The organism is Paenibacillus sp. FSL H3-0457, from assembly GCF_037981725.1.
GTDB classification, from domain to species: Bacteria; Bacillota; Bacilli; order Paenibacillales; family Paenibacillaceae; genus Paenibacillus; species Paenibacillus amylolyticus.
Genome location: NZ_CP150283.1, coordinates 2,859,528 through 2,880,883 on the forward strand (window position 1 = coordinate 2,859,528; position 21,356 = coordinate 2,880,883).

Below are 21,356 nucleotides of genomic sequence, written 5' to 3' on the forward strand. Positions count from 1 at the left end.
GATGCTTCTATAGGATGCGCGTAAAATAAGTTCCCATACCTTCCAGGCTGAATCACCAGCCCAAATGTGAGAAATTCGTTTATTGGCTCCATATGATTTATAATGGTTCAGGAGACATGTGGATTGACCGCTTGTCCTCATATTCATAAAACTAATTTTAGTGTGCAGAAAGAAAGGGAGAAAGCCATGATGAACGCTCCACATCCAATCGATCAATTCAAGAAATTCAAATATGAAATTACCAGATTTATGATGATCTATAAATTTGCTCTGGATCAAATGGAGACCAAGATTGAAGTCCTGAAGGAAGAATTCCAGTCTTTGCATGATTACAGTCCAATTGAACATACAAAGTCCAGACTGAAATCTCCTGAGAGCATTATGAACAAGATGTTCCGCAAAAATCATGAGTTAACGTTTGAGAGCATTAAGCAAAATATCAAGGATATCGCCGGGGTACGGATTACATGTTCCTTTATCTCGGATATCTATCGCATTAAGGATATGCTGTGCAACCAGAGTGATCTGCGTGTACTGGAGGTCAAAGACTACATCGAGAATCCAAAGCCAAACGGCTACCAAAGCCTTCACCTTCTGGTGGAAGTGCCTGTGTACATGTCCAATGGTGAGGAACGAGCATGTGTGGAGATCCAGATCCGTACAATCGCGATGGATTTCTGGGCGAGTCTGGAGCATAAGATTTTTTATAAATACAATAAGGATGTTCCCGAGCATTTGACGAGAGAGTTAAAGAGTGCGGCAGATTCGGCAAATGCGCTGGATCAACAGATGGAGCGACTTCACCGGGAAATTCAGGAGATTAAGGACGCCGATAACGAGCGGGATGAAGAAGAACTGCGCCGTATTATTATTAACAATCAACAGTTCACACTGCCGTCCAACCTGCTCAAACTGCTGGGTAGCGGGGAGTAGTATTTGATGAAAAGTACACCAGCCTCATTGAACACAAACTCCACATCTCGTGTACGGATGGCTTTAATTCTGGGGACATTGTCGGCCTTCGGGCCGTTGTCCCTGGATATGTATTTACCCGCATTGCCCACGCTGGCTGATGAGTTTGGTTCATCTACATCGTATGCTCAACTCAGTCTGACGGCGTGTATGATTGGACTTGCGGTTGGACAGTTGCTTGCCGGACCTCTAAGTGATGTACGTGGTCGGCGAACACCGCTCATTGCAGGGCTTGTGCTCTATACGATCGCCTCCATACTTTGCCTGGTTAGCCCGACGATGGGCTCTTTTGTTGTGCTGCGGTTCATTCAAGGTGTAGCTGGAGCGGCAGGGATTGTCATCTCGCGCGCAATCGTCAGAGACGTATATTCGGGCCCGGAACTGACACGGTTCTTCTCTCTGTTAATGCTGATAAACGGCGTAGCCCCGATTGCTGCACCAATCATTGGTGGACAATTGTTGACATATACATCGTGGCGCGGCGTATTTATTTTGCTCAGCCTTATCGGTATACTGACGCTGTTGGCTGTCATTTTCGGTCTTGGAGAGACATTGCCTTCCAATCGCAGATCAAGCGGAGGATTGAAGCAGACATTACTTACGTTTCGCCAAATCGCGGGGGATCGTCAGTTTATGGGTTATGCGTTAACCCAAGGATTTGTAGCTGCTGGCATGTTTGCGTACATATCAGGTTCACCGTTTGTGCTTCAGAAAATATACGGGGTATCCCCGCAAATGTTCAGTGTATGCTTCGCCATTAACGGGTTAGGCATTATTCTGGCCAGTCAGATTGCCGGCAGACTTGCAGGAAAGGTATCAGAGACTCGCCTGTTAATCGCGGGGCTGCTAACCGCGGCGCTCGGAGGAACTTCATTGCTCATCGCCATTCTGGCTGGAGGTAATCTAATCTCTGTACTGATTCCGCTATTTTTGGTGGTATCCAGTGTTGGGTTGGTCAATACCGCGTCCTTCGCTTTGGCGATGGCCAATCAGGAGAAATCGGCTGGCAGTGCGTCTGCGCTTATTGGTGTGATGACGTTCCTGTTCGGTGGTATTGTCGCTCCCCTCGTAGGTCTCGGAGGAGAAGGAACAGCTGTGCCAATGGGAATCGTTATCGCGTGTGCTGATCTCGGTGCCTTGGTGATTTACTTCCTAATGGTCAGTAGAGGCGGGAAGCGCCAGAACGATCAAGTGTTGAGTTAAATGTACTGATTCTGTACACCTTGCGTTTATGGAGTCTTAGTAATGTAAAGGTACATCTGGATAAAAGGACGAAAAAGAGCCTCACTTGGAAGGAATTATGCTTCCAAGTGGGGCTCTTGCTGTAGGTAAGGACAGGTTTAGCAGAGCGCAAACAAAATCTGTGTATTGGACAGTATACCTGGCGTGAGGAATGGATAGAAGTACCCCACCACAAAACCAAACAGATTAATTGCAGGCCACATCAGGTAGACATCATTGTATGTGAAGACAAGGGACCACCGGTTATAGCAAAAGTTGGGCAGCGCACGTTCTTCGTTCTCTCGAGGTGCCGCTGCACCAGTCTGTGCAAATTGAACCGCTTGAGTGAGGCTTTGCGGCTGTTGCTGGAGGAAGAGCGGAAGCAGACCCGGGCTGCTTTTGATCAGGTTATACAAAAAAAAGCATTTCTGCCGGAGGCTGACCTACCGGACGAGGATAGGCACTAAGTAGGGTGGGCAGGTTGCCTTGAGTCAGTTGCGCAGGTACGCCCGGTGCTGTACCCGGAATTGTACCTGGAATGCCTCCAGGGATATATGGACCGGGTCCTCCGCCTGGAATGTATGGAGGATAGGCGCCTTGACCGCCAGGGATACCAGGAAACGTCGGACCACCCGGTGTGCCGCCACCGCCACCTCCTGGGAACAGGGGAGGCAATTGAAAGGAACGGTCTTCTCCATAACTTAGATAAGGGTTATATTCGTAATACATGTACAGAACATCCTTCCTGTCGTCGTATTCTGCATTCAGCATATGGCGGCATCCGCCTATATGTGAATGCCGTCAAGAAGATTTTATATGATCGCCTCGCCACATAATCGAATTGACAACTGAACTGATAACAATTATCATTGTCAATGGAATCGGACAAATGTACATACGGATATTATATGTATCAATAATAGTTTCAATATTTTTGAACATTGAAATCTGTCACAATAACGCCGAATAAGGTTTTTATAATGAATTGAAAGGGGATATATCAAGTGTTTAAGAGAAATAAAAAGATGATCATGCTTCTAATGACGGTGATGGTTATGTCCATCTGGTTGGTCGCGTGTGGAACAAAAACGGCAGAGAATGGAGCAGCAGGAGAGAGCGAGACAACAACGGAGACAGAGACACAAACAGAAGCCGCTACAGAGCGCACATTAACAGATGCAATGGGACACGAAGTAACAATTCCCGCAAATCCGGAGCGCATCATCGCGTCTTATCTGGAAGACCATCTTGTTACACTCGGTGTTAAGCCAGCAGCACAATGGGCCATCAACAACGGCAGTGGTTTGCAGGATTATCTGCAAACCGATCTGAATGGTATACCTGGTATTGCAAGTGATCTACCTTTTGAAGCCATGGCCAGTTTCTCACCAGACCTGATTATTATGGGTTCTGAAAGTACAGTTGAAGGGGAGAAATACGAACAGTACAACAAAATTGCCCCTACTTATGTACTCGGAGATGAGGTCAACAAGGACTCGCGTCAGGCTCTGCTCAAGATCGGCGAGCTTCTGAACAAATCGGATGTAGCGCAGAAGGCGCTTGACGATTATGATGCCAAGGCAAAGGAAATCAAAGAAAAAGTAACTGCTGTTACTGGAGGAACAAAGTCGGCCGCAGCGTTGTGGTTGTTCAATAACAAGTTTTATGTTGTAAGCAACAATGTTTCCAGTGGTGAAGTGATGTACAACGAACTTGGACTTGCAGAGCCTAATGTTGTGAAGGAAGCATCTGCGAAGGCAACGGGTAACTGGTCTGAGATTTCATTGGAGAAGATCGCGGAAATGGACACAGACTATCTATTCCTGGTGAACAGTGACAAGGGAGCAGGCTCAGAAGCGCTGAAAGATGCCGTATGGCAGAGCATTCCTGCTGTAAAGACAGGTAATGTCTTTGAATTCACCCGGTCCAGTAGCTGGTTGTACAGCGGAGTTCAAGCGAACCTTCAAATTATGGAAGACATTCAGAACAGCATCGTTAAATAAGAAATAGCCAATACGAAATGGCATGTTCAAACTCCTTGGTGCAGTGGGCACCAGGGAGTTTTTTTTGTTAATTTAGCATTTTACGATATATAATAAATATGAGTGTGTTATCGTGTCCTGAAGTGAAATTGACACTTGTTACACGAGCATGGAAGGGGATATTTACATATGTATACATTGGATCCACGTGAAATAACGGGAAGAGACAACTATAAACTGATGAGTGGTTCGGTGGTACCACGCCCAATTGCTTTTGTGACGACACTTTCAGATAAGAATGGTGTAATTAATGCAGCGCCTTTTAGTTTCTTTAATGTGGTTAGTTCGGACCCACCGCTGTTATCCATATCTATTGCACGTAAAGACGGTATCATGAAAGATACTGCACGTAATGTGATTGCTCATCAAGAACTGGTCGTGCATATCTGTGATGAAGCAATCATAACAGAAGTGAATGAGACAGCAGCCATACTGGAACCCCACGAAAGTGAGCTTGAGCGGACAAAACTGACTACAGTGCCAAGTACCAAGGTTGCTGTGCCAGGAATTCAGGAAGCACTCATCCGGATGGAGTGTGAGCTGTATCAGCACATTCCGATCACGAATGATGAGGGCAAACCGGTGAGTGACCTGCTGCTGGTACGCATTGTACAGTATCATTTCAGCGAACAAGTCTACAATCCGGACAAGGGCTATATCCTGATGGATCATTTGAAACCAGTCAGCCGACTGGCGGGTAATGATTATGCCAAACTTGGGGAGAGATTTACTATAATTCGACCTGAATAGTTTTGACAGATCGAACATGTAATAAGGAATGGGTTTAATCCGGTAGCAAAGGCGGACAGCACGTGCGAAACTCGCATATGTTGTCCGCCTTTGCTTGTTAATATGAACATAAACAGGACAGGTAGTGAATAGACTTGTACTATATCCTGCACATATGTCATATGAACCTATTTTATATATAGGTTGTTTAAAAAGCCTAATTTTGAACACGTACGATATAGGAGGTTAAGCCGATGAACCAGCTTGAGGCAACAACTGGGGCAAGTATTATGGGAATAGGAACGGCGTGGCCTGCCCACCGTATTGAGCAAAAGGATGTGTCTGCCCGTCTCGCACAGGCGCTGGAACATGAGCCGGATGCGAGAAGATGGGCGAAGCGAATCTTTAATCAGTGCGGTGTGGAGACTCGTTATACATGTGAACCGAATCTGCTTGAGCCTGTGGAGGCTTGCCGATATTTACCCTTTACTTCTGTGGAGGAAGTCCCGACTACAGCCGAGCGTATGGCAAAATACAAAGCTGCTGCTGTTCCACTTGGTCTGGAAGCGGCCGAACAGGCCCTTCAGGATGCAGACATATCCTCCTCGGAACTTACACATCTCATTACGGTGAGTTGCACGGGGCAATTCCTGCCCGGACTTGATGTTCGGCTGATCCAACAGCTTGAACTGTCACCGCAGATCAACCGGATTCCACTGGTGTTTCAAGGATGTGCAGCCGGTCTGAAGGCGATCCAACTGGCGAATTCCATTGTAACTACAGATCAGAAGGCTACGGTTCTCATCGTGTGTGTGGAACTATGTACACTTCACTTTCAGCCATCTGCCAAACGGGACGACCTGTATGCAGCATCATTCTTCGGAGACGGCGCCTCTGCCTGTGTTATTGGTGCGTCTGGAACAGACCGCAATGAATGTTTTCGACTAGGCCGAGGGCACTCAACGCTGCTCCCGGATTGTGCAGAAGAAATGATCTGGGAAGTGGGCAATACAGGCTTTGATCTCTACCTGTCACCACAGATTCCGAAGCTGCTTGGTTTGCATCTCGGTCCAGAGGTAGAACGGTTGCTGGAGGGGAGCGGTTTACCGGAAATATGGGCGATCCATCCGGGAGGCAGAGGCATCGTGGATGCCGTTCAGAAGCTGTATCAGTTGACAGATGAGCAGGTCTCCTACAGCCGAAACATCCTGCGGGATTATGGCAACCTGTCGTCCGTGACGATTCTTTTTGTTCTTCAAGCCATCCGTGAGGATTACAGACAGAAGGAAGAGCATTCCAGTGGGATAGCGCTGGCCTTTGGCCCGGGACTGACGGCAGAGTTACTTCCTTTTACATACATCCCTGCCCCCATTGCGAACAGAACACCTGTGAATCATGGCATTCAATAGTTCGCGAACCCGAGTGAAGGAGATATACACCGTAAGTGTATGAATGTGCTTATGATCTTACCGATGAACATAATCGAATGACTAATCTGATCGCAGAGGAGCTAAGGTATGGGTTATCGCAGACTTGCTGCCTTCATCAGCCGATATCCTCGGTTCATTATTCTCTGCTGGGTATTTATCATCGGGATGTCAGCGGTCTGGGCGTGGAAGTTACCTGACATTGTTCAGGATCACGGATTAAAACGGGTTCACGGGGATGCGCAAGCGGTTGAACTTGTTCTGGAGGACGAATTCGGATCTCCTGCTGATCCGATTATTCTGGTTTTTGAGAAAAAGGAAAATACCTCGCCGTTACAGTTCCGGCAGTGGATCAAGGATCGTTTGACACAGGTTCAAGTGTTGTCTGCGGTAACCTCTATCACGTCCCCTCTGGATGCTAGCGAAAGAGTGACGCTGCAAGGCCAAAGGGCATATGCCCTTGTGAAAATGGATGTGCCCGCGCATCAGATGGGTCCCCCACTGGAGCAGTTGCGCGCCGTGCTGGCAACAGACGGTCCAGGTACGGTGCAATTGACGGGAAAGGCAGTCGTGCAGCAGGATGTCAATCATCTGAGCTTTCGTGATCTGGAACGGGCAGAGATGGTGGGCCTGCCGATTGCCCTGATCGTTTTGTGTTTTGCATTCAGGGGGCTATATGCCGCGTTGATTGCTGTCATGATGGGGATCAGTGCTGTGATTACCGCTATGGGAGTCACGACACTCCTTGGTTATCATCTGGAATTGTCCAACTTTATCATTAATGTGATTCCCATGGTGGGTATGGCACTGAGTATAGACTTTGCCCTGATCATCCTGAGCAGGTACAGGGAAGAAGTCCAGCGGGCCTATGAAGATGAAGGCAAAGCTAATGTTACGGGCAGTAGCCTGGATATGCAGAGCGAGGTTTTGCGGAGCGAGATTCTTCAGCGAACATTGCGTACAGCAGGCAGAGCGGTGTTATTCTCGGCAGCCTGCGTGCTCCTTGGGTTGCTGGGTCTGCTCTGGATCAGACTGCCGATGTTTCTGAGTGTCTCCTTGGGGGCTATTATTGTTCTGCTCCTATCGCTACTGTTAAATGTTACGCTGCTGCCAGCTCTGCTATCACTGTCTGCGGATCGGGTCTTCAGGCGAAAGTCAGTTCATTCGTTACCTAGAGGTTCAGTCTGGCATCGATGGTCATCGATGGTCATGAAACGACCAGTTAGTATGACCATTGGAGGTACGGTTGTGCTGCTCCTGTGTGTTTATCCAGTGACCCGGTTGGAATTGTCCGTCCCGGATGCCTCTTCACTGCCAGAGAGAATGGAGTCCCGCCAAGCAGCAGAGCAGTTGCAACATGATTTGGGGCAAAAGAATACCTCCGCCATCGAGATTGTGATTGGCGGACAGCAGGAACTGTTGACTTCCTCTCACTGGCAGATGGCCCACAACAAAGCCCGTCAACTACTGCAGGACTCAGACGTATTGAGCATTGTTTCACCATGGGGCCTATTACAGCCGAATCAAACGGACTCGCAGAGCCTTTTTCAAATTCCACCGTCGGCGCTAACTCCTTCCATAGAAGGCAAGGAGTCAACCAGGACGACATGGCTGCGTTCAACGGTCTCTGACCATTCCATACGATTGATAGCCACCGTGCACGGGGAGCCTGGTTCGGAACAGGTTGCAGACTGGCTGGAACGAATGAGGAATAGCGATCATGCACCAGGTTCCAACAACGTAAAACTACGTTATGGTGGGGAAGCTGCCAAGCAGTATGAAATAATGCAGGAAGTCACAAGTCAACTGCCCAAAGTGCTGGTATTTGTAGTGGTCACCAATTATCTTGTGTTACTGGCGGCATTCCGATCGATGCTCATTCCAATCAAGGCAATTCTGATGAATCTGCTCAGCTTAGCCGCTTCATTTGGCATATTGGTGTGGGTGTTCAATGAAGGACATCTAGGTATGGAGCCGTCAGCCATTGCCATTATGATTCCTGTATTCATTGCAGGATTGGTGTTTGGCATATCCATGGATTATGGTGTGTTTATGCTGAGCCGTATCCAGGAAGTGTATAGACGAACCGGAGACAGTGATGTGGCTGTCCAACAGGGATTGGCTTCTACAGGCCGTCTGGTTACCTCCGCAGCGGCAATTCTGCTTGCGGTGACCGTGCCGTTTGCTTTTGCTGAAGTCGCAGGTGTGAGGCAGTTAGGGATCGGAATCACGGCAGCGGTGTTGATTGACGTTACATTAATCCGTCTAATACTGGTACCTGCATTGATGAAATTAATGGGCAGGTGGAACTGGTGGCTGCCAGGTCAGATGAAATGAAGGGTATTTCCGTAACCTGTCTTCAGGTTGGAGATATCCTTTTTTTGGCTAGAAATCATGTGATTCCATTCAAAACAGGCAAACATGTTCAATTCATGGGAGATCTAGATGTTCTATAATGGATGGGATTAATTCCATATGACAGTCTTTTATCTACGTTATCCTACGAAAAACAGGAGGGACACAGGCCCATGTCTGATATTGAAGCCTATCTACAACAACAAACGAATCTTCGTGGTCGTTCCGCGTATCATCCAGATCAACCCCTGGAGTTATGGCGCAGTCAGTTACGTACACGTGTGAAAGAACGGCTGGGAGGTTTTCCCACGATGGCGGCCGCACTGAATCCTGTCTTACTGGAGCGCATTACATGTGACGGATATATTCGGGAGCGGATTGAAATCACGACCTATGCAGGACTTCGCATGCCAGTGTATTTATTAATTCCGGGTGATGGAAGCATTACCGAAAACAAGAGACCTGCTATCGTTGCTTGTCATGGGCATGGCTACGGTAGCCGAGAGATATCGGGTATGGAACCGGATGGGTCACTACGGACAAGCGAGCCCGGATTACACAAGGACTTTGCAGTAGCTCTTGTGAAGCGTGGTTATGTGGTTGCGGCTCCAGAGTTGCTCGGATTTGGTGATCGAAGACTGGAAGAGGACCGCGATGCGCCACCAGGGGTAAGCTCCTGTACGAAGATTGCTGCGTATCTGCTCATGGTGGGGAAGACCCTCGCCGGTCATAGGGTGTATGAAACAACACGTGTATTGGATTATGTATCGACTCGGCCAGAAGTGGATTTGGAGCGAATTGGAAGCATGGGTATCTCGGGCGGTGGGCTGGTGACCGCATTTACAGCCGCGTTGGATGAACGGTTCAGGGCAACTGTGGTAAGCGGTTATGCAAATACATTCCAGGGTAGCATATTGGATCGGAACCATTGTCTGGACAACTATGTGCCAGGTATCCTGCGTGAAGCGGAGTTGCCGGATCTTATCGGCCTGATTGTGCCTAGGCCACTTTTTATTGAAGCTGGAAGTGATGATCAGGTGTTCCCAATCCATGCAGCGAGAGAGGCGTATGCCCGTTTGACACACATATATGAGCAGGCGGGAGCAGCAGAATCACTGGATGCGGATTTCTTTACCGGTGGACATGAGATTAGCGGAGCGAAGGCTTATGACTGGCTTGACCAAGTTCTGTGAAACTGAGGATCGTCAACTAATATAATTCTGATTCGAGAGGAGAATTAAGTGATGAAATGGTCAATATCGGTAAAGCTTCTGCTCTGTTTTGTTCTGTTTGCAAGTACAACGGGCATCGGTTTGGGAAGCAGTGGAGGGCAAGTCGCCGAAGCGGCAACGGACAATTACAGATTTGATTTTGGTTCGGGTGGTGTTGAGAGCGGTTACACAGGCGTGTCCGCAGGAGATGCCTATACGCCTACGAAAGGTTATGGCTTCAACACACCTACCAATATGAGAAATGTGCCTGCCTCAGGAAGCGGGGTTAAGAGTGACGCTGTGCAGTTTCTGACTTACGGCACCAAGAGCACCAATACCTTCAATGTGAATCTGTCCAATGGCCTATATGAAGTTAAAGTGGTCCTGGGCAATACTGCCAGAGCGAGTGTGGCTGCAGAAGGTGTCTACCAGATCATTAATATGACGGGCAACGGGGCAACGGACCAGTTTCAAATTCCGGTGACTGACGGGCAATTAAACCTGCTGGTTACAGAAGGAAAGGCAGGCACCGCCTTCACACTTAGTGCACTCGAAATCCGGAAGTTATCCAATCAGACCGTTACCAACCGCACAATCTACATTGGTGGTGACTCAACAGTTTGTAATTACTATCCGCTGGGTAGCAGTGTACAAGGAGGTTGGGGACAGTTGTTTCCGTCCTATGTGAACAATTCCACCTTCCAGGTTCGAAATATGGCGTCAAGTGGTCAATTTGCGAGAGGTTTCCGCGATGATGGTCAGATGGAAGCGATTCTGAAGTATATCAAGCCGGGAGATTATTTTATTTTGCAATTCGGAATTAACGATACCAATGCCAAGAACAATACAACGGAGGCGCAGTTCAAAGAGATTATGCGGGATATGGTACGTAAGGCGAAGAACAAAGGAGCAACGGTTATCCTCTCCACGCCTCAGGGCCGGGCAACAGATTTTAATACAGCCAATGTGCATCAAGCGGAGAACCGCTGGTACAATCAATCCACACGTGCACTCGCTCAGGAAGAGGGAGTCACCCTGGTTGAACTGAATAAGTTAAGTTCTGCTTATTTCACGTCCATTGGTCCTGCGGCAACACTTGCTCTGTATATGACAGGGGATAGTCTGCATCCGAATCGTCAAGGGGCTGCGGAGCTTGCACGTATTGTGGCTGCGGACCTGAGAAGACAGGGACTGAATGGATTCTGACTTTACTACTTAATCAGTCTGCATAATCAGTGCTTGATATGATCCGTGTATGCAAAATAAACAAATATCCCCGGGAACATGCCGCGAAACGGGCGGCTGATCCTCGGGGGTATTTGTTATGCCTAGACTGGGGATTACTCCATCATATCCTTGGCTTCATGGTTCACTTTTTTCCCTTTTAACAAGGGTTCCAATTCATCTTGTACGCTCTGCTCCCACAGTGGTACATCTGTGCGATAGGCGGCCCGTCCGTTCAGATGTCCGGCGACCGGAGCCGTGATGAATACAAACAGGATACCTAACAACAAGCGGGCACTGATATAGTTATCGAAATACCAGAAGTAGAAAAATGTAGCGCTTAATACACAGAACACACCAAGCGTCATACTTTTGGTTGCAGCATGGGCACGTAGATATACATCAGGCAGACGAATAAGTCCGAATGCACTGAGTGCACTGAGTAGTGCACCGAGCAGTACGAGTAGACCTATAGCGGTTTCAGCGGCTACTTTAACGATCTCCATCATTTTTGAATACCGCCCCCCGTTCAATATAACGTGCAAATGCCACTGTACTTAGAAAAGCCAAGATGCCAATCAGCAAAATAATATCCAGATAGGCCTGAGTTTGCAGCATCATCGACAGAACGGCAACGATCGCAATCACATTGATACCGATGGTATCCAGTGCCGTGATCCGATCAGCCATGGATGGTCCCCGCAGCACCCTGTACAAGCAACCCAGAATGGCTAAGGAGAGAATGAGCAATGAGATGAACAACAGTGAGGATAACATTAACGCGTCACCTCCATAATTGCTTTTTCGAATGTATTTTGGATATCATCTCTCATTTTCTGTTCATCCTTGATATCGAGTGCGTGGATAAACAGTTTACGTTGATTACCCGAGATCTCAAGCGGCAGAGAACCTGGTGTCAATGAGATGAGTAAGCAGAGCAGAGTAACTTCCCAATCCGAGGACAATTGAGTTTTATACGTAAAAATACCGGGCCTTATATCTAACTTGGGCTTGATAATCTGGCGTATAACCTCAATGCTGGCTCGCACCAGTTCCTTGAATAGCAGAGTAATCAGTTTGAAGATGGCCCAGACTCGCACAACATAGAAGCGTTGGGGGAAGAATCTGCGCATCCCCCCGATGAGAAGCAGTCCGAGCAGGTAACCTATGAGAAAACCAACACCATTCCAGGCGTTGTTCAGAAACATCCATACAAAAGCAATGATAAGATTCAGTACAATCTGAAAGGCCATAGACATCTACTCCTTCAATACGGCATCAATATAAATATTGGGATGCAGTAGAATATCGCCTGCGCGGGAGGTCAATTGGAACATGCCTTCAGCCCCCACACCCATTACGATGATGAATACAAACAGAATTCCGGCAGGAATCAGAAGGCCGTTCACCGCGTAAGGGCGTCTTGTAACCCCGGCAGGTGGTTCGCCCCAGAACGCTTGTATGAAGATACGAAGTACCGAATATAACATCAACAAGCTTGAAAGCACCGCAATGCCGGTGAGACCATACAAGCCTGCCTGCAAGCCTCCTTCAAAGAGAAGCAACTTCCCCGGAAATCCACTAAATGGCGGCAAACCTGCCAAGGCAAGTGCACTAATGAAGAACATCCAGCCTAGCAGCGGATAGCGATGGATTAGCCCGCCCATGTTATCAAGTTTGGATGTTCCGGCAACAGCGATCAAGGCACCACCGAGCAGGAAGAGCAATGTTTTGATCAACATATCATGCAGCATATAGAAGAGCAGACCTTCAAGTGCAGGGCGACTGGCTGCAGCCATACCAAAAGCGACAAACCCTACACCTGCGACCACGTTGTAGATGAGAATCTTGTTTACATCGCGGTATGAGATCGCACCGATGACACCCAGGACCATCGTTGCTCCAGCCATCCATCCGATTAGTGCATGGAAGAAATCAGGATCATGATAGAAGATCAGTGTGAATGTTCGCACAATCGCGTACAAGCCAACCTTTGTAAGCAATCCTGCGAACAATGCAGTGACAACAGCAGGTGGTGCCGCATAAGAGCCCGACAACCAGAAGAACAGGAACAGTCCGGCCTTGATGCTAAATACGATCAGAAAGAGAACAGCAATTAAGGTAATGACTCCGCTCTGTCCCACTTCAGCAATTTTGACGGACAAATCTGCCATGTTCAGTGTGCCAGTAATGGAGTAGAGGAAGCCGATGGAAGCGACAAAAAGAGCTGAAGAAACGATGTTAATCAAGACATATTTGATCGTTTCCCGAAGCTGTCTTTCGGTACCTCCCAATACGATCAGTGCATAGGAAGAGATGAGCATCAGTTCAAAGCTGACAAACAAATTGAACAAATCTCCGGTTAGGAATGAACCGTTAACTCCCGCGATTAGAAAATGAAAGAACGGATAGAAGTGGTGCTCTTCCCTCTCCTTGTTCACACTGCGAAACGCATACAGCAGACACGCCAGTGCAATGATGGAAGCGGCAACGACAAGTAGCGCCGATACCATGTCCGCAACAAGCACAATACCATAGGGAGGTGCCCATCCACCCATATTAAGCGTTAGAACTCCAGTCTGAGCTACCCGCGTAATGAGTATCGTTGAGACCGCTGCTGTGAACAAAAGTCCAATGACACTAATGATCCGCTGGATATTTGTTTTCCGGAAAAACAGCAGAGCCAGAACACCTGTAATCAAAGGCAACAGAATCGGCAGAACGACGAGATTATTCATATGGACGCCCCCTTACTTCTTCCATATCGTCTGTTTTTAACTTCAGATAAGAACGATAGGAGAGAACAAAGAAGAACGCAGTGAGGCCAAAATTAATAACAATCGAAGTTAGTATCAGAGCCTGAGGAAGTGGATCGACATAACGTTCAGCCATCTCCCCAAGCAGTGGTGGTGCCCCGGTTTTGAGACGTGACATGGTGATCAAGAGCAGATGCACGCCATGGGTTAGTATGGACATGCCAAGTACGATGCGGAGCAGGCTCCGCGACAAGATTAAAAAGACGGCAACCGCAAACAGAATGCCAACGGCTACACACATCAATATTTCCATATCAGCGATCCTCCCCGATCTGTAGAATGATGGTCATGGTGACACCCAGGACAGCGAGATACACGCCAAGATCAAACAGCATGGCCGTGGCGAGTTCTGTCTCTCCCAGCAAAGGAAGTTCGAAATAGCCGAAGGTTTGACTTAGGAACGGGACTCCGAATATAAATGAACCCGCACCCGTAAGTAACGCTATACCCAATCCGATCCCTGTAAGAACACGGAAGTCAACGGGTAACGCTTTGCGTATTGTATCAGTACTGAATGCCAGGGCAATCAATACGAGCGCTGCCGCTGTTACCAAGCCGCCGATGAAACCTCCGCCCGGATTGTGGTGACCTGCAAAGAAGAGATGCATGGCAAACGTCAGAATGATGAACACAACGACCTTGGTGGTCGTTTGCAGCAATACATCATTACTCTGCAAGGGGACAGTATCCCACGAGGATGAACTGCGTTCCCGGTTACCATACTTTTTAGTATTGTCTGTTTCATCATCCAGATCGGGCTCGGAATCCTTAGTTTCGTCTTTCTTACGGAACTTCAAGCGGGCTCCGAGATCCTTCGCTTCGAGGTTCAGATTAATCATGGAGTAGATGGACAATGAAGCAACCCCAAGCACCATAATCTCCAATAACGTATCGAAGCCTCGGAAATCTACGAGCAACACGTTCACGACATTTTTACCACCAGCCGAGTCATACGCTTCCTGAAGGAAGAAAGTAGAAATGCTGTCGAGTGATGCTGTTCCGCTTGCAGCCAGTGCCACAAAAGTCATCACGATCCCGACTGCAATCGCTACGATCATATTTACCGTGAGATAACTGCGGCTTGATTTGCCACGTTGAAGCTCAGGCAGATGGTAGAAGCAGAGCAGGAACAGTGCAACAGATACCGTCTCAACAATCATCTGTGTCAACGCCAGATCCGGCGCCCGGAAGAGTACGAATAGCAGAGTTACGAGGTAACCAACCGCTCCGGTCATAATGACTGCCGACAGTCTGTTCTTGGCAAAAGGAATCGAAACTGCAGCACCGATGAGCGTGACTAGCAGTACCACCTCATAGAATGAGTAAGGTGCATTGCCTTGCAGATTCCAGGTAATATTTTCTCCTGAATGGAAGAAGGCATAGACCAGCAACGCGACCGTGAATGAGAAAATGTAAACGAGATAATTACGAACCGAGCCATTCATATAGGCTTCCGTCCATTTGCGTGCATAATGCTGAAGATTATCCAGCACAACATGGTACATATTGTTAATTGTTAATCCTTGTGGATAATGCTCATAAATATTCCTCCATCGTGGCAACAGCTTGTAGAGAGTGATTCCGAGAATCACAACTCCGATTGTCATAATCAGTTCCGGAGTCCATCCATGCCACAGTGAGAAATGTACATCGAAGCGCTCATTTCCATTCAAGAGGGATGGAAGCACAGCGGCCATTGCCGGTTCAATCAGTGATCCGGCCAGCAGATTCGGGAAGAGTCCGAATACAATGACAAGAACACCTAGAACAACAGGCGGAATGAGCATGCCAGCTGGCGCTTCGTGCAACTTCTCGGCAGGGATCTCGCTTTGGCTACGACCGAGGAATGTTTTGAACACGATAATTAGCGCATAGATCAGGGTAAACACACTTGCAAGCCAAGCGAATACCGGCAATAGAACACTCCAGGACCCAAGTCCAAAGATTCGCAGATGCGTGACTTCCACCATCGCCTGGAAGAATAACTCCTTGCTCAGGAATCCGTTGAAGGGCGGAATACCCGCCATGGCAAGTGAGCCGATCAATGCCACGGTGAATGTGATTGGCATGAATGAAGCAAGTCCACCGAGCTTCCGTATGTCACGTGTACCCGTTTCATGATCAACAATCCCTACGACCATGAACAGAGCGGCCTTGAAGGTTGCATGATTAAACAGGTGAAGCAGCGCAGCGGTTATTGCAACAGTGTACATCGCAGAGGATTCGCCATATCCGAAGTAGAGAGCAGCAGATCCAACCCCTAAGAGGGACATGATCAGACCAAGTTGAGAGATGGTCGAATAGGCAAGAATCGCTTTGAGATCGTTTTTTTTCACCGCCAGGAATGATCCATAACACAAAGTCAGAAGACCAACGCCGGTAACGAGCCAGAACCAGAGTCCCTGTCCACCGAAGATTGGTGTAAACCGTGCTACAACGTACAGTCCGGCCTTGACCATGGTGGCTGAGTGAAGATAGGCACTCACAGGTGTCGGAGCTTCCATGGCATCCGGCAACCAGATATGGAACGGGAACTGAGCTGACTTGGTGAAAGCTCCAATCAGGATCAAGATAAGTGCGGGTAGAAATAGTGCGCTTTCCTGAAACTGACCCAATCCTGTAATGGTTGCACGAATACTGAATGTTCCGGTAATGAGATACATCATCATGAATCCGGTAAGCATGGCGAAACCGCCAAATACCGTAATCAGGAATGATTTTTGTGCTCCTGAAGTCGAGGCTTTACGTTTGTAATGGAATGCAATCAACAGGAATGACGTAATACTGGTCAATTCCCAGAATCCGTAGAGCACGATCATATTATCAGACAGCACCACGCCCAACATGGCTCCCATGAACATCAACAGATACAGGTAGAAACGGTTCAGCGCTTCTTTCATATCCATGTAGAAGATTGAGTAGAGAACAACGAGGACACCGATTCCGGTGATTAGCAGTGTCAGCATGAGGCTCAGACCGTCCAGATACAGGTTAAATCCAATGTCCAGTGAAGGAATCCATGGGATATTTCCAGATACGGTATTGCGCTGTGACACAGCGGGTATGAGACTCGCAAAGTATACAAATAATAGTGCCGGAACAAGGAGAACCGGCCATCCCAAATGTAATTTACGGAAGAAACGATGCAGCATGGCAAGTAGAATGCCAGCGGCAAAAGGCAGAATAACAGCAACATGAAGCAGGCTCAACATTACACCCCCAATGTTTAGTATTTCGATTACTCTCTCTGTGACATACAGGCGCATGATCCTTTGAAGGATATGCTTGCTCTCTATATTCATAACCCAAGTATGTATATACAGAATCGTGTCTATTCTTTGAATGGAAGAAACACGGTGAAAATTTCAGTATAATATTGTATGGGCATGTATAATAAAAAAACACACAAGTTCCGATAAATATGAAAACGATTAGGGCGTGTCTGAAACTCCGAAGAAGCAGATTTTGCCGAATTTACGTTCCAAGCCAGGAAGTTTTCCGCAGGCGTGCCGGGGCACGTCAAGGGAAAATGACGCAGCAGGGGGCGAAAAGGCGGTAAAAGATGCACTTCAGCGAGTTTTGAGACACGTCCGAGGTGACATTCCGTGTACTCTTTACAGCATAGTTATGTTGAGAAGCAAGATGGTTTCACCGTGTAATGGAGGAAGTAATGTCATTCAAAATTAGAACTGTGCTTACAGTCATCTTTGCTGTGTTATCCTTGCTGGTTACCCTGACGATTGGGTCTATTTTTAGCCAAAAGTCATTTGTTGCTGTAGAGACTGAGATTGGTCACTCGCTTACAGGCACGGCCTCACAGGCTTCGGACAAGCTGGATCGATTCATGTCGGCTCGCGTGGGTGAACTGGACCTGCTGGGCCGAATGGCTTCGTTGGAAGATGAATTCCAACCTGATGAGATTCAGATGCTGCTGGATCAGTTACAAGATAGCTTTCCCTCATTCTCATGGGTTGGATTCATGGACCCGAAGGGAAAAGTGTTAGCTGCTACGGATGGTATCTTGCTTGGGGAAAATTTATCAGAGCGACCTGTGTATCAGGAGGGAATCAAGGGTAAATTCATTGGAGATGTGCATAATGCAGTACTTCTTGCCAAGCTGCTTCCGAATCCAACGGGAGAGCCGTTGCAATTTGTCGATATCAGTTTTCCGCTGAAGGATAGCAAAGGAATGATTCAAGGTGTGCTCGCTGCACATTTAAGCTGGGAATGGGCGAAGGAAGTCGAGGAATCCGTACTTGCCCCATTAAAAAGGGAAGAAAAGGACATTGAGTTCTTTATCGCTAGCAAAAAGGAACATACAGTGCTGCTCGGGCCGAAGGAATGGATCGGTAAACCGTTAGTATTGCCTGGCATTGAAGAGGCCCAGCTCAACAAGAGCAGTTGGTCCATTGAAAAGTGGCCTGATGGTAATGAATATGTGACAGGGTTTGCCTACAGCCAGGGTCATCTGGATTATCCCGGATTAGGCTGGACCGTAGTCATTCGTCAAGTCAAGTCATCTGCTTTTGCGTCTGTGTTTGACCTGATGTGGTTTAATGTGTGGTCTGGACTCGCCGTTACCTTACTCTTTGCACTGATTGGCTGGGTTGTCTCACGTCTGATCTCTGCCCCACTTGTGCGTCTTACCAGAGTAGCCAATCGACTGCGTGCAGGGGAAGAGCTTGAGATTCCTGCGATTAAGGGGATTAAGGAGATTGAAGTGTTGTCCCGTTCGCTTCGGGATATGCTGACCTCTCTTATGAATAAAAACTCAGAGCTGATCGTGATGCAGAATCTGGCGCATTTTGATCAGTTAACTAGACTGCCAAATCGCACTGCCCTTGAAGTGTATCTGGAGGAGTCTCTGGAGACCGAAAGTGAAAATCACACGCTGACTTTTCTCTATCTGGATCTCGATGGATTCAAACGGGTCAACGATACACTTGGACATCAGACTGGAGATGTGCTGTTACAGAAAGTGGCCCAGCGACTGTCTACTCTTGGTCAGGTGAAGGGGATAACAGTCCGATTGGGCGGAGATGAATTCCTGATTGTACTTCAGTCTGTTGGAAGTCATCCGAGGGAAGAAGCCATGGCTTATGCAGAAGCCATCATTCAAAGCTTGAACAAGCCGTTTATTATCGATTACGAGCGAATTCGAATTGGATGTAGCATTGGAGGAGCCGAATATCCTACCAACAGCGACAACCCAAGTGAGATTATTCGGATGGCGGACGAAGCTTTGTATGAGTCCAAACGTGCAGGCAAGAACAGAATGACATTTTATTCCGAGTTGAAGCAAGATCGTTAGCGTATAATAACATGAGCTGGGTTATCCCAATCACCTTTGTGCGAATGTGCGTATAAACAAGGAGGGGTGAAATGTCTGGAAAATATGCATCTGTACCTTATGGTTATGAGCCACCTGCGGCCAGCCGCAAAGGCACACTGACTTTTTATGACTCGTTTGAACATGTGACTGATGAGCAACTCAAGCGCGCCGCTGCAACGGTAGATACCCGTTCATTCATACAGCTTGTGTTGTATCCTTTACACGAGAGCACGTTTAAACGAATGAGCAAGGATTCGATACAGGCATATTACAAAAGAGAAGACCGCCTGCATGATTGGCGGCGGGAACATCCAACTTCACGTATACGTGTGGAGGGGCTTGAGGGCAAGAGAAAGAAATATACACCTGTGGATAGCGCGCTGCGCCATATCACTGCGGAATATCAAGCCCCTCACTTTCTGTATTTGACGATAGAGATGGCAAATATGTTTGCTTCATTTGATTCCTTCAAGGATTGGATCAAAGAGCTGCGTCTCATCATTGACGGATCGTCCGAATACCTGCATCCGATGCTGGAGCAAAATCGCCATCGCTGGGAATGGGCGGAATGAAAACATAGATGTATGAAGACGATCGGCGTGCTGATCATATTCAAACCCAAAAAAAGTTGTGTTGTACAAACCGGAATTCGGGTGTACAGCACAACTTTTTTAGTTATATTTTCTCTGACAAGGACGAAGTCAGATCAAGTGATGTTACGGTTTTATTTTTACCTGTTCGTTTCGCGGCATACAGACAGGCATCCACTTCCTCGAACAATTTGTCTTTGGTTAGATTAGGGCTGTAGCTTTTGAGACCGATACTCACGGTGATGGAAGCTCCTTCAAGTTCCAGATGGCCCATCAGGGCAATCTTCTGACGAATCTGTTCCACCAAGGCATAAGCCTGCTTGAAAGATTGCTCAAACATCAATAAGGCGAACTCTTCGCCCCCGTACCGTGCTGCAATATCACTTGAGGTAATGGTTTCCTGAATGATCAGGGACACTTTCTCCAGAATAATGTCTCCAACCCGATGACCATACGTATCATTAATGGATTTGAAGTCATCAATATCGATCAGGGCCAGATGCAGACTCATGCCACTGTTGGCATACTCAAATGCTTTTTCATAATAATCCTTAAATGAGCTTTGATTATAAAGGTTGGTTAAACCGTCTGTTTTGGACTGTTTGGTCATAATTGCATTTCGCACAATAAGGTCCTGCTTGGCAAGCATGCTGGCATGAAGATCATCGAGCACCTCAACGCCGCTGGTTACGATAACCTGTGCTACATATGTACCTAGGATTAGAAAAGCAGGAATGGATACCATGTCAAATGAAGACAAGTACAACCGGTAGGCCGGATCGAACAAAACCAGAAAGTAACCAGTCATCTGCATCAGAAAGACAATCCAGACTCTCTTTTTACTGAAAAACAGCACCGAAGCAAAGATGGGCAACAGACAGATTGCTAATATAATCCGAATGTCATAATTGACATGAATAATCGTCCAGGCGATAACCGTGCTGGCTATAGACATGGTGTAAAAGGAATATGAACTGAAGCGCCGATCAACCCAACTTGCGAACAAAATGCATGAACTGCTGACGGCCGTAGGCCAGAAGAGGACATTCATCAAGAAATCTGTAGGTGTGCGATCATACTTCAGAAACAGGAAACAGCCAATCTGAATGGCGAAATGTGCAATGATAACAATCCAGTAGGCATGGAGCATTTTTTGGATCCATTTGGAATGTTTGAACTCGTACTCTGTTGGAATGTGGCTATTGTGCGTATGGAAACCTTTCATATATCACCGCTGACTGCATCATAATGGTACGACAGAATTACTCTCGTATATGATAATTATAAATCACAATGAACAAAACGCAAATGTATTTAACTGTTATGTGAGAACAAGACTCACAGAAGTTTCGAGTTGTCACAAACTTTTTATGGAGGACAAACAAAACTCAACAATACACTCATAGACTATATACATGGCTCCGTTCCATATGTAGG

General features: G+C 47.4%; 19 protein-coding genes. 10 read left to right on the forward strand and 9 right to left on the reverse strand.

Features of this window, described 5'->3' with window-relative positions:
- Nucleotides 1-189 precede the first annotated feature (189 nt).
- Both MHH25_RS12950 and MHH25_RS12955 read left to right on the forward strand, forming a co-directional pair.
- Nucleotides 190-933, forward strand: a complete 744-nt coding sequence (locus tag MHH25_RS12950; RefSeq protein ID WP_036608962.1) for a GTP pyrophosphokinase family protein — start codon at nt 190-192, stop codon at nt 931-933.
- Between the two features lie 6 nt (nt 934-939).
- Complete coding sequence (locus tag MHH25_RS12955) at nt 940-2,175, forward strand: multidrug effflux MFS transporter (protein WP_036670630.1); 1,236 nt, start codon at nt 940-942, stop codon at nt 2,173-2,175.
- Between the two features lie 137 nt (nt 2,176-2,312).
- On the opposite strand, the gene MHH25_RS12960 is transcribed toward MHH25_RS12955, so the two are convergent.
- Together MHH25_RS12960 and MHH25_RS12965 are read right to left on the reverse strand one after the other, a co-directional pair.
- A complete protein-coding gene (locus MHH25_RS12960; RefSeq protein ID WP_340020151.1) occupies nt 2,313-2,609 on the reverse strand; it encodes a hypothetical protein in 297 nt (98 codons plus the stop codon).
- Nucleotides 2,602-2,964, reverse strand: a complete 363-nt coding sequence (locus MHH25_RS12965) for a hypothetical protein (RefSeq protein ID WP_340020152.1) — start codon at nt 2,962-2,964, stop codon at nt 2,602-2,604. The genes MHH25_RS12960 and MHH25_RS12965 overlap by 8 nt, the downstream gene beginning before the upstream one ends.
- Before the next feature lie 233 nt (nt 2,965-3,197).
- Here MHH25_RS12965 and MHH25_RS12970 point away from each other — a divergent pair, with 233 nt between their 5' ends.
- The 6 genes from MHH25_RS12970 (at nt 3,198) to MHH25_RS12995 (ending at nt 11,163) form a co-directional block, all read left to right on the forward strand.
- The gene (locus MHH25_RS12970) at nt 3,198-4,196 is read left to right on the forward strand and encodes an ABC transporter substrate-binding protein (RefSeq protein WP_084650154.1); all 999 of its coding nucleotides are present in this window, start codon (nt 3,198-3,200) and stop codon (nt 4,194-4,196) included.
- 168 nt (nt 4,197-4,364) lie between these two features.
- Nucleotides 4,365-4,985, forward strand: coding sequence for a flavin reductase family protein (locus tag MHH25_RS12975; RefSeq protein ID WP_036670635.1), 621 nt, complete (start codon nt 4,365-4,367; stop codon nt 4,983-4,985).
- 233 nt (nt 4,986-5,218) lie between these two features.
- Nucleotides 5,219-6,373, forward strand: a complete 1,155-nt coding sequence (locus MHH25_RS12980) for a type III polyketide synthase (RefSeq protein ID WP_340020153.1) — start codon at nt 5,219-5,221, stop codon at nt 6,371-6,373.
- Nucleotides 6,374-6,481: 108 nt separating this feature from the next.
- On the forward strand, nt 6,482-8,728 hold the full coding sequence (locus MHH25_RS12985) for an MMPL family transporter (RefSeq protein ID WP_340020154.1): 2,247 nt from the start codon (nt 6,482-6,484) through the stop codon (nt 8,726-8,728).
- A gap of 191 nt (nt 8,729-8,919) precedes the next feature.
- Entirely contained in the window at nt 8,920-9,939 is a 1,020-nt protein-coding gene (locus MHH25_RS12990; RefSeq protein ID WP_340020155.1) for an alpha/beta hydrolase family protein, read from the forward strand.
- A 51-nt stretch (nt 9,940-9,990) separates the two neighbouring features.
- Nucleotides 9,991-11,163: a GDSL-type esterase/lipase family protein gene (locus MHH25_RS12995; RefSeq protein ID WP_156946111.1), complete on the forward strand. Its 1,173-nt coding sequence runs from the start codon at nt 9,991-9,993 to the stop codon at nt 11,161-11,163.
- Nucleotides 11,164-11,297: 134 nt separating this feature from the next.
- Here MHH25_RS12995 and mnhG read toward each other — a convergent pair whose 3' ends face one another.
- The 6 genes from mnhG to MHH25_RS13025 are packed head-to-tail and all read right to left on the reverse strand — an operon-like array spanning nt 11,298 to nt 17,206.
- Nucleotides 11,298-11,690: a monovalent cation/H(+) antiporter subunit G gene (mnhG, locus tag MHH25_RS13000; protein ID WP_017688856.1), complete on the reverse strand. Its 393-nt coding sequence runs from the start codon at nt 11,688-11,690 to the stop codon at nt 11,298-11,300.
- Entirely contained in the window at nt 11,674-11,958 is a 285-nt protein-coding gene (locus tag MHH25_RS13005) for a Na(+)/H(+) antiporter subunit F1 (RefSeq protein ID WP_017688855.1), read from the reverse strand. Before MHH25_RS13005 ends, mnhG begins: the two co-directional genes overlap by 17 nt.
- Complete coding sequence (locus tag MHH25_RS13010) at nt 11,958-12,434, reverse strand: Na+/H+ antiporter subunit E (protein WP_047842677.1); 477 nt, start codon at nt 12,432-12,434, stop codon at nt 11,958-11,960. Before MHH25_RS13010 ends, MHH25_RS13005 begins: the two co-directional genes overlap by 1 nt.
- A gap of 6 nt (nt 12,435-12,440) precedes the next feature.
- Nucleotides 12,441-13,919 (reverse strand): Na+/H+ antiporter subunit D, encoded by a 1,479-nt coding sequence (locus MHH25_RS13015; protein WP_036608717.1) that lies wholly within the window; start codon nt 13,917-13,919, stop codon nt 12,441-12,443.
- Nucleotides 13,912-14,250, reverse strand: a complete 339-nt coding sequence (locus MHH25_RS13020; RefSeq protein ID WP_036670645.1) for a Na(+)/H(+) antiporter subunit C — start codon at nt 14,248-14,250, stop codon at nt 13,912-13,914. Before MHH25_RS13020 ends, MHH25_RS13015 begins: the two co-directional genes overlap by 8 nt.
- Before the next feature lies 1 nt (nt 14,251).
- Nucleotides 14,252-17,206: a Na+/H+ antiporter subunit A gene (locus MHH25_RS13025; RefSeq protein WP_340020498.1), complete on the reverse strand. Its 2,955-nt coding sequence runs from the start codon at nt 17,204-17,206 to the stop codon at nt 14,252-14,254.
- Between the two features lie 461 nt (nt 17,207-17,667).
- Between MHH25_RS13025 and MHH25_RS13030 the strand changes: the two genes are divergently transcribed.
- Both MHH25_RS13030 and MHH25_RS13035 read left to right on the forward strand, forming a co-directional pair.
- A complete protein-coding gene (locus tag MHH25_RS13030; protein ID WP_340020156.1) occupies nt 17,668-19,308 on the forward strand; it encodes a diguanylate cyclase in 1,641 nt (546 codons plus the stop codon).
- A 71-nt stretch (nt 19,309-19,379) separates the two neighbouring features.
- Complete coding sequence (locus MHH25_RS13035) at nt 19,380-19,901, forward strand: hypothetical protein (RefSeq protein WP_340020157.1); 522 nt, start codon at nt 19,380-19,382, stop codon at nt 19,899-19,901.
- A gap of 103 nt (nt 19,902-20,004) precedes the next feature.
- On the opposite strand, the gene MHH25_RS13040 is transcribed toward MHH25_RS13035, so the two are convergent.
- Complete coding sequence (locus MHH25_RS13040; RefSeq protein ID WP_340020158.1) at nt 20,005-21,144, reverse strand: GGDEF domain-containing protein; 1,140 nt, start codon at nt 21,142-21,144, stop codon at nt 20,005-20,007.
- Between the last annotated feature and the right edge of the window lie 212 nt (nt 21,145-21,356).

Excerpts from the sequence above, each read along its gene's own strand:
- MHH25_RS12950 (WP_036608962.1), top strand. The coding sequence starts at position 190 with ATGAACGCTCCACATCCAATCGATCAATTCAAGAAATTCAAATATGAA.
- MHH25_RS12955 (WP_036670630.1), top strand. The coding sequence starts at position 940 with ATGAAAAGTACACCAGCCTCATTGAACACAAACTCCACATCTCGTGTA.
- MHH25_RS12965 (WP_340020152.1), bottom strand. The coding sequence starts at position 2,964 with ATGCTGAATGCAGAATACGACGACAGGAAGGATGTTCTGTACATGTAT.
- MHH25_RS12975 (WP_036670635.1), top strand. The coding sequence starts at position 4,365 with ATGTATACATTGGATCCACGTGAAATAACGGGAAGAGACAACTATAAA.
- MHH25_RS12980 (WP_340020153.1), top strand. The coding sequence starts at position 5,219 with ATGAACCAGCTTGAGGCAACAACTGGGGCAAGTATTATGGGAATAGGA.
- MHH25_RS12985 (WP_340020154.1), top strand. The coding sequence starts at position 6,482 with ATGGGTTATCGCAGACTTGCTGCCTTCATCAGCCGATATCCTCGGTTC.
- MHH25_RS12990 (WP_340020155.1), top strand. The coding sequence starts at position 8,920 with ATGTCTGATATTGAAGCCTATCTACAACAACAAACGAATCTTCGTGGT.
- MHH25_RS12995 (WP_156946111.1), top strand. The coding sequence starts at position 9,991 with ATGAAATGGTCAATATCGGTAAAGCTTCTGCTCTGTTTTGTTCTGTTT.
- mnhG (WP_017688856.1), bottom strand. The coding sequence starts at position 11,690 with ATGATGGAGATCGTTAAAGTAGCCGCTGAAACCGCTATAGGTCTACTC.
- MHH25_RS13005 (WP_017688855.1), bottom strand. The coding sequence starts at position 11,958 with ATGTTATCCTCACTGTTGTTCATCTCATTGCTCATTCTCTCCTTAGCC.
- MHH25_RS13010 (WP_047842677.1), bottom strand. The coding sequence starts at position 12,434 with ATGGCCTTTCAGATTGTACTGAATCTTATCATTGCTTTTGTATGGATG.
- MHH25_RS13015 (WP_036608717.1), bottom strand. The coding sequence starts at position 13,919 with ATGAATAATCTCGTCGTTCTGCCGATTCTGTTGCCTTTGATTACAGGT.
- MHH25_RS13020 (WP_036670645.1), bottom strand. The coding sequence starts at position 14,250 with ATGGAAATATTGATGTGTGTAGCCGTTGGCATTCTGTTTGCGGTTGCC.
- MHH25_RS13030 (WP_340020156.1), top strand. The coding sequence starts at position 17,668 with ATGTCATTCAAAATTAGAACTGTGCTTACAGTCATCTTTGCTGTGTTA.
- MHH25_RS13035 (WP_340020157.1), top strand. The coding sequence starts at position 19,380 with ATGTCTGGAAAATATGCATCTGTACCTTATGGTTATGAGCCACCTGCG.
- MHH25_RS13040 (WP_340020158.1), bottom strand. The coding sequence starts at position 21,144 with ATGAAAGGTTTCCATACGCACAATAGCCACATTCCAACAGAGTACGAG.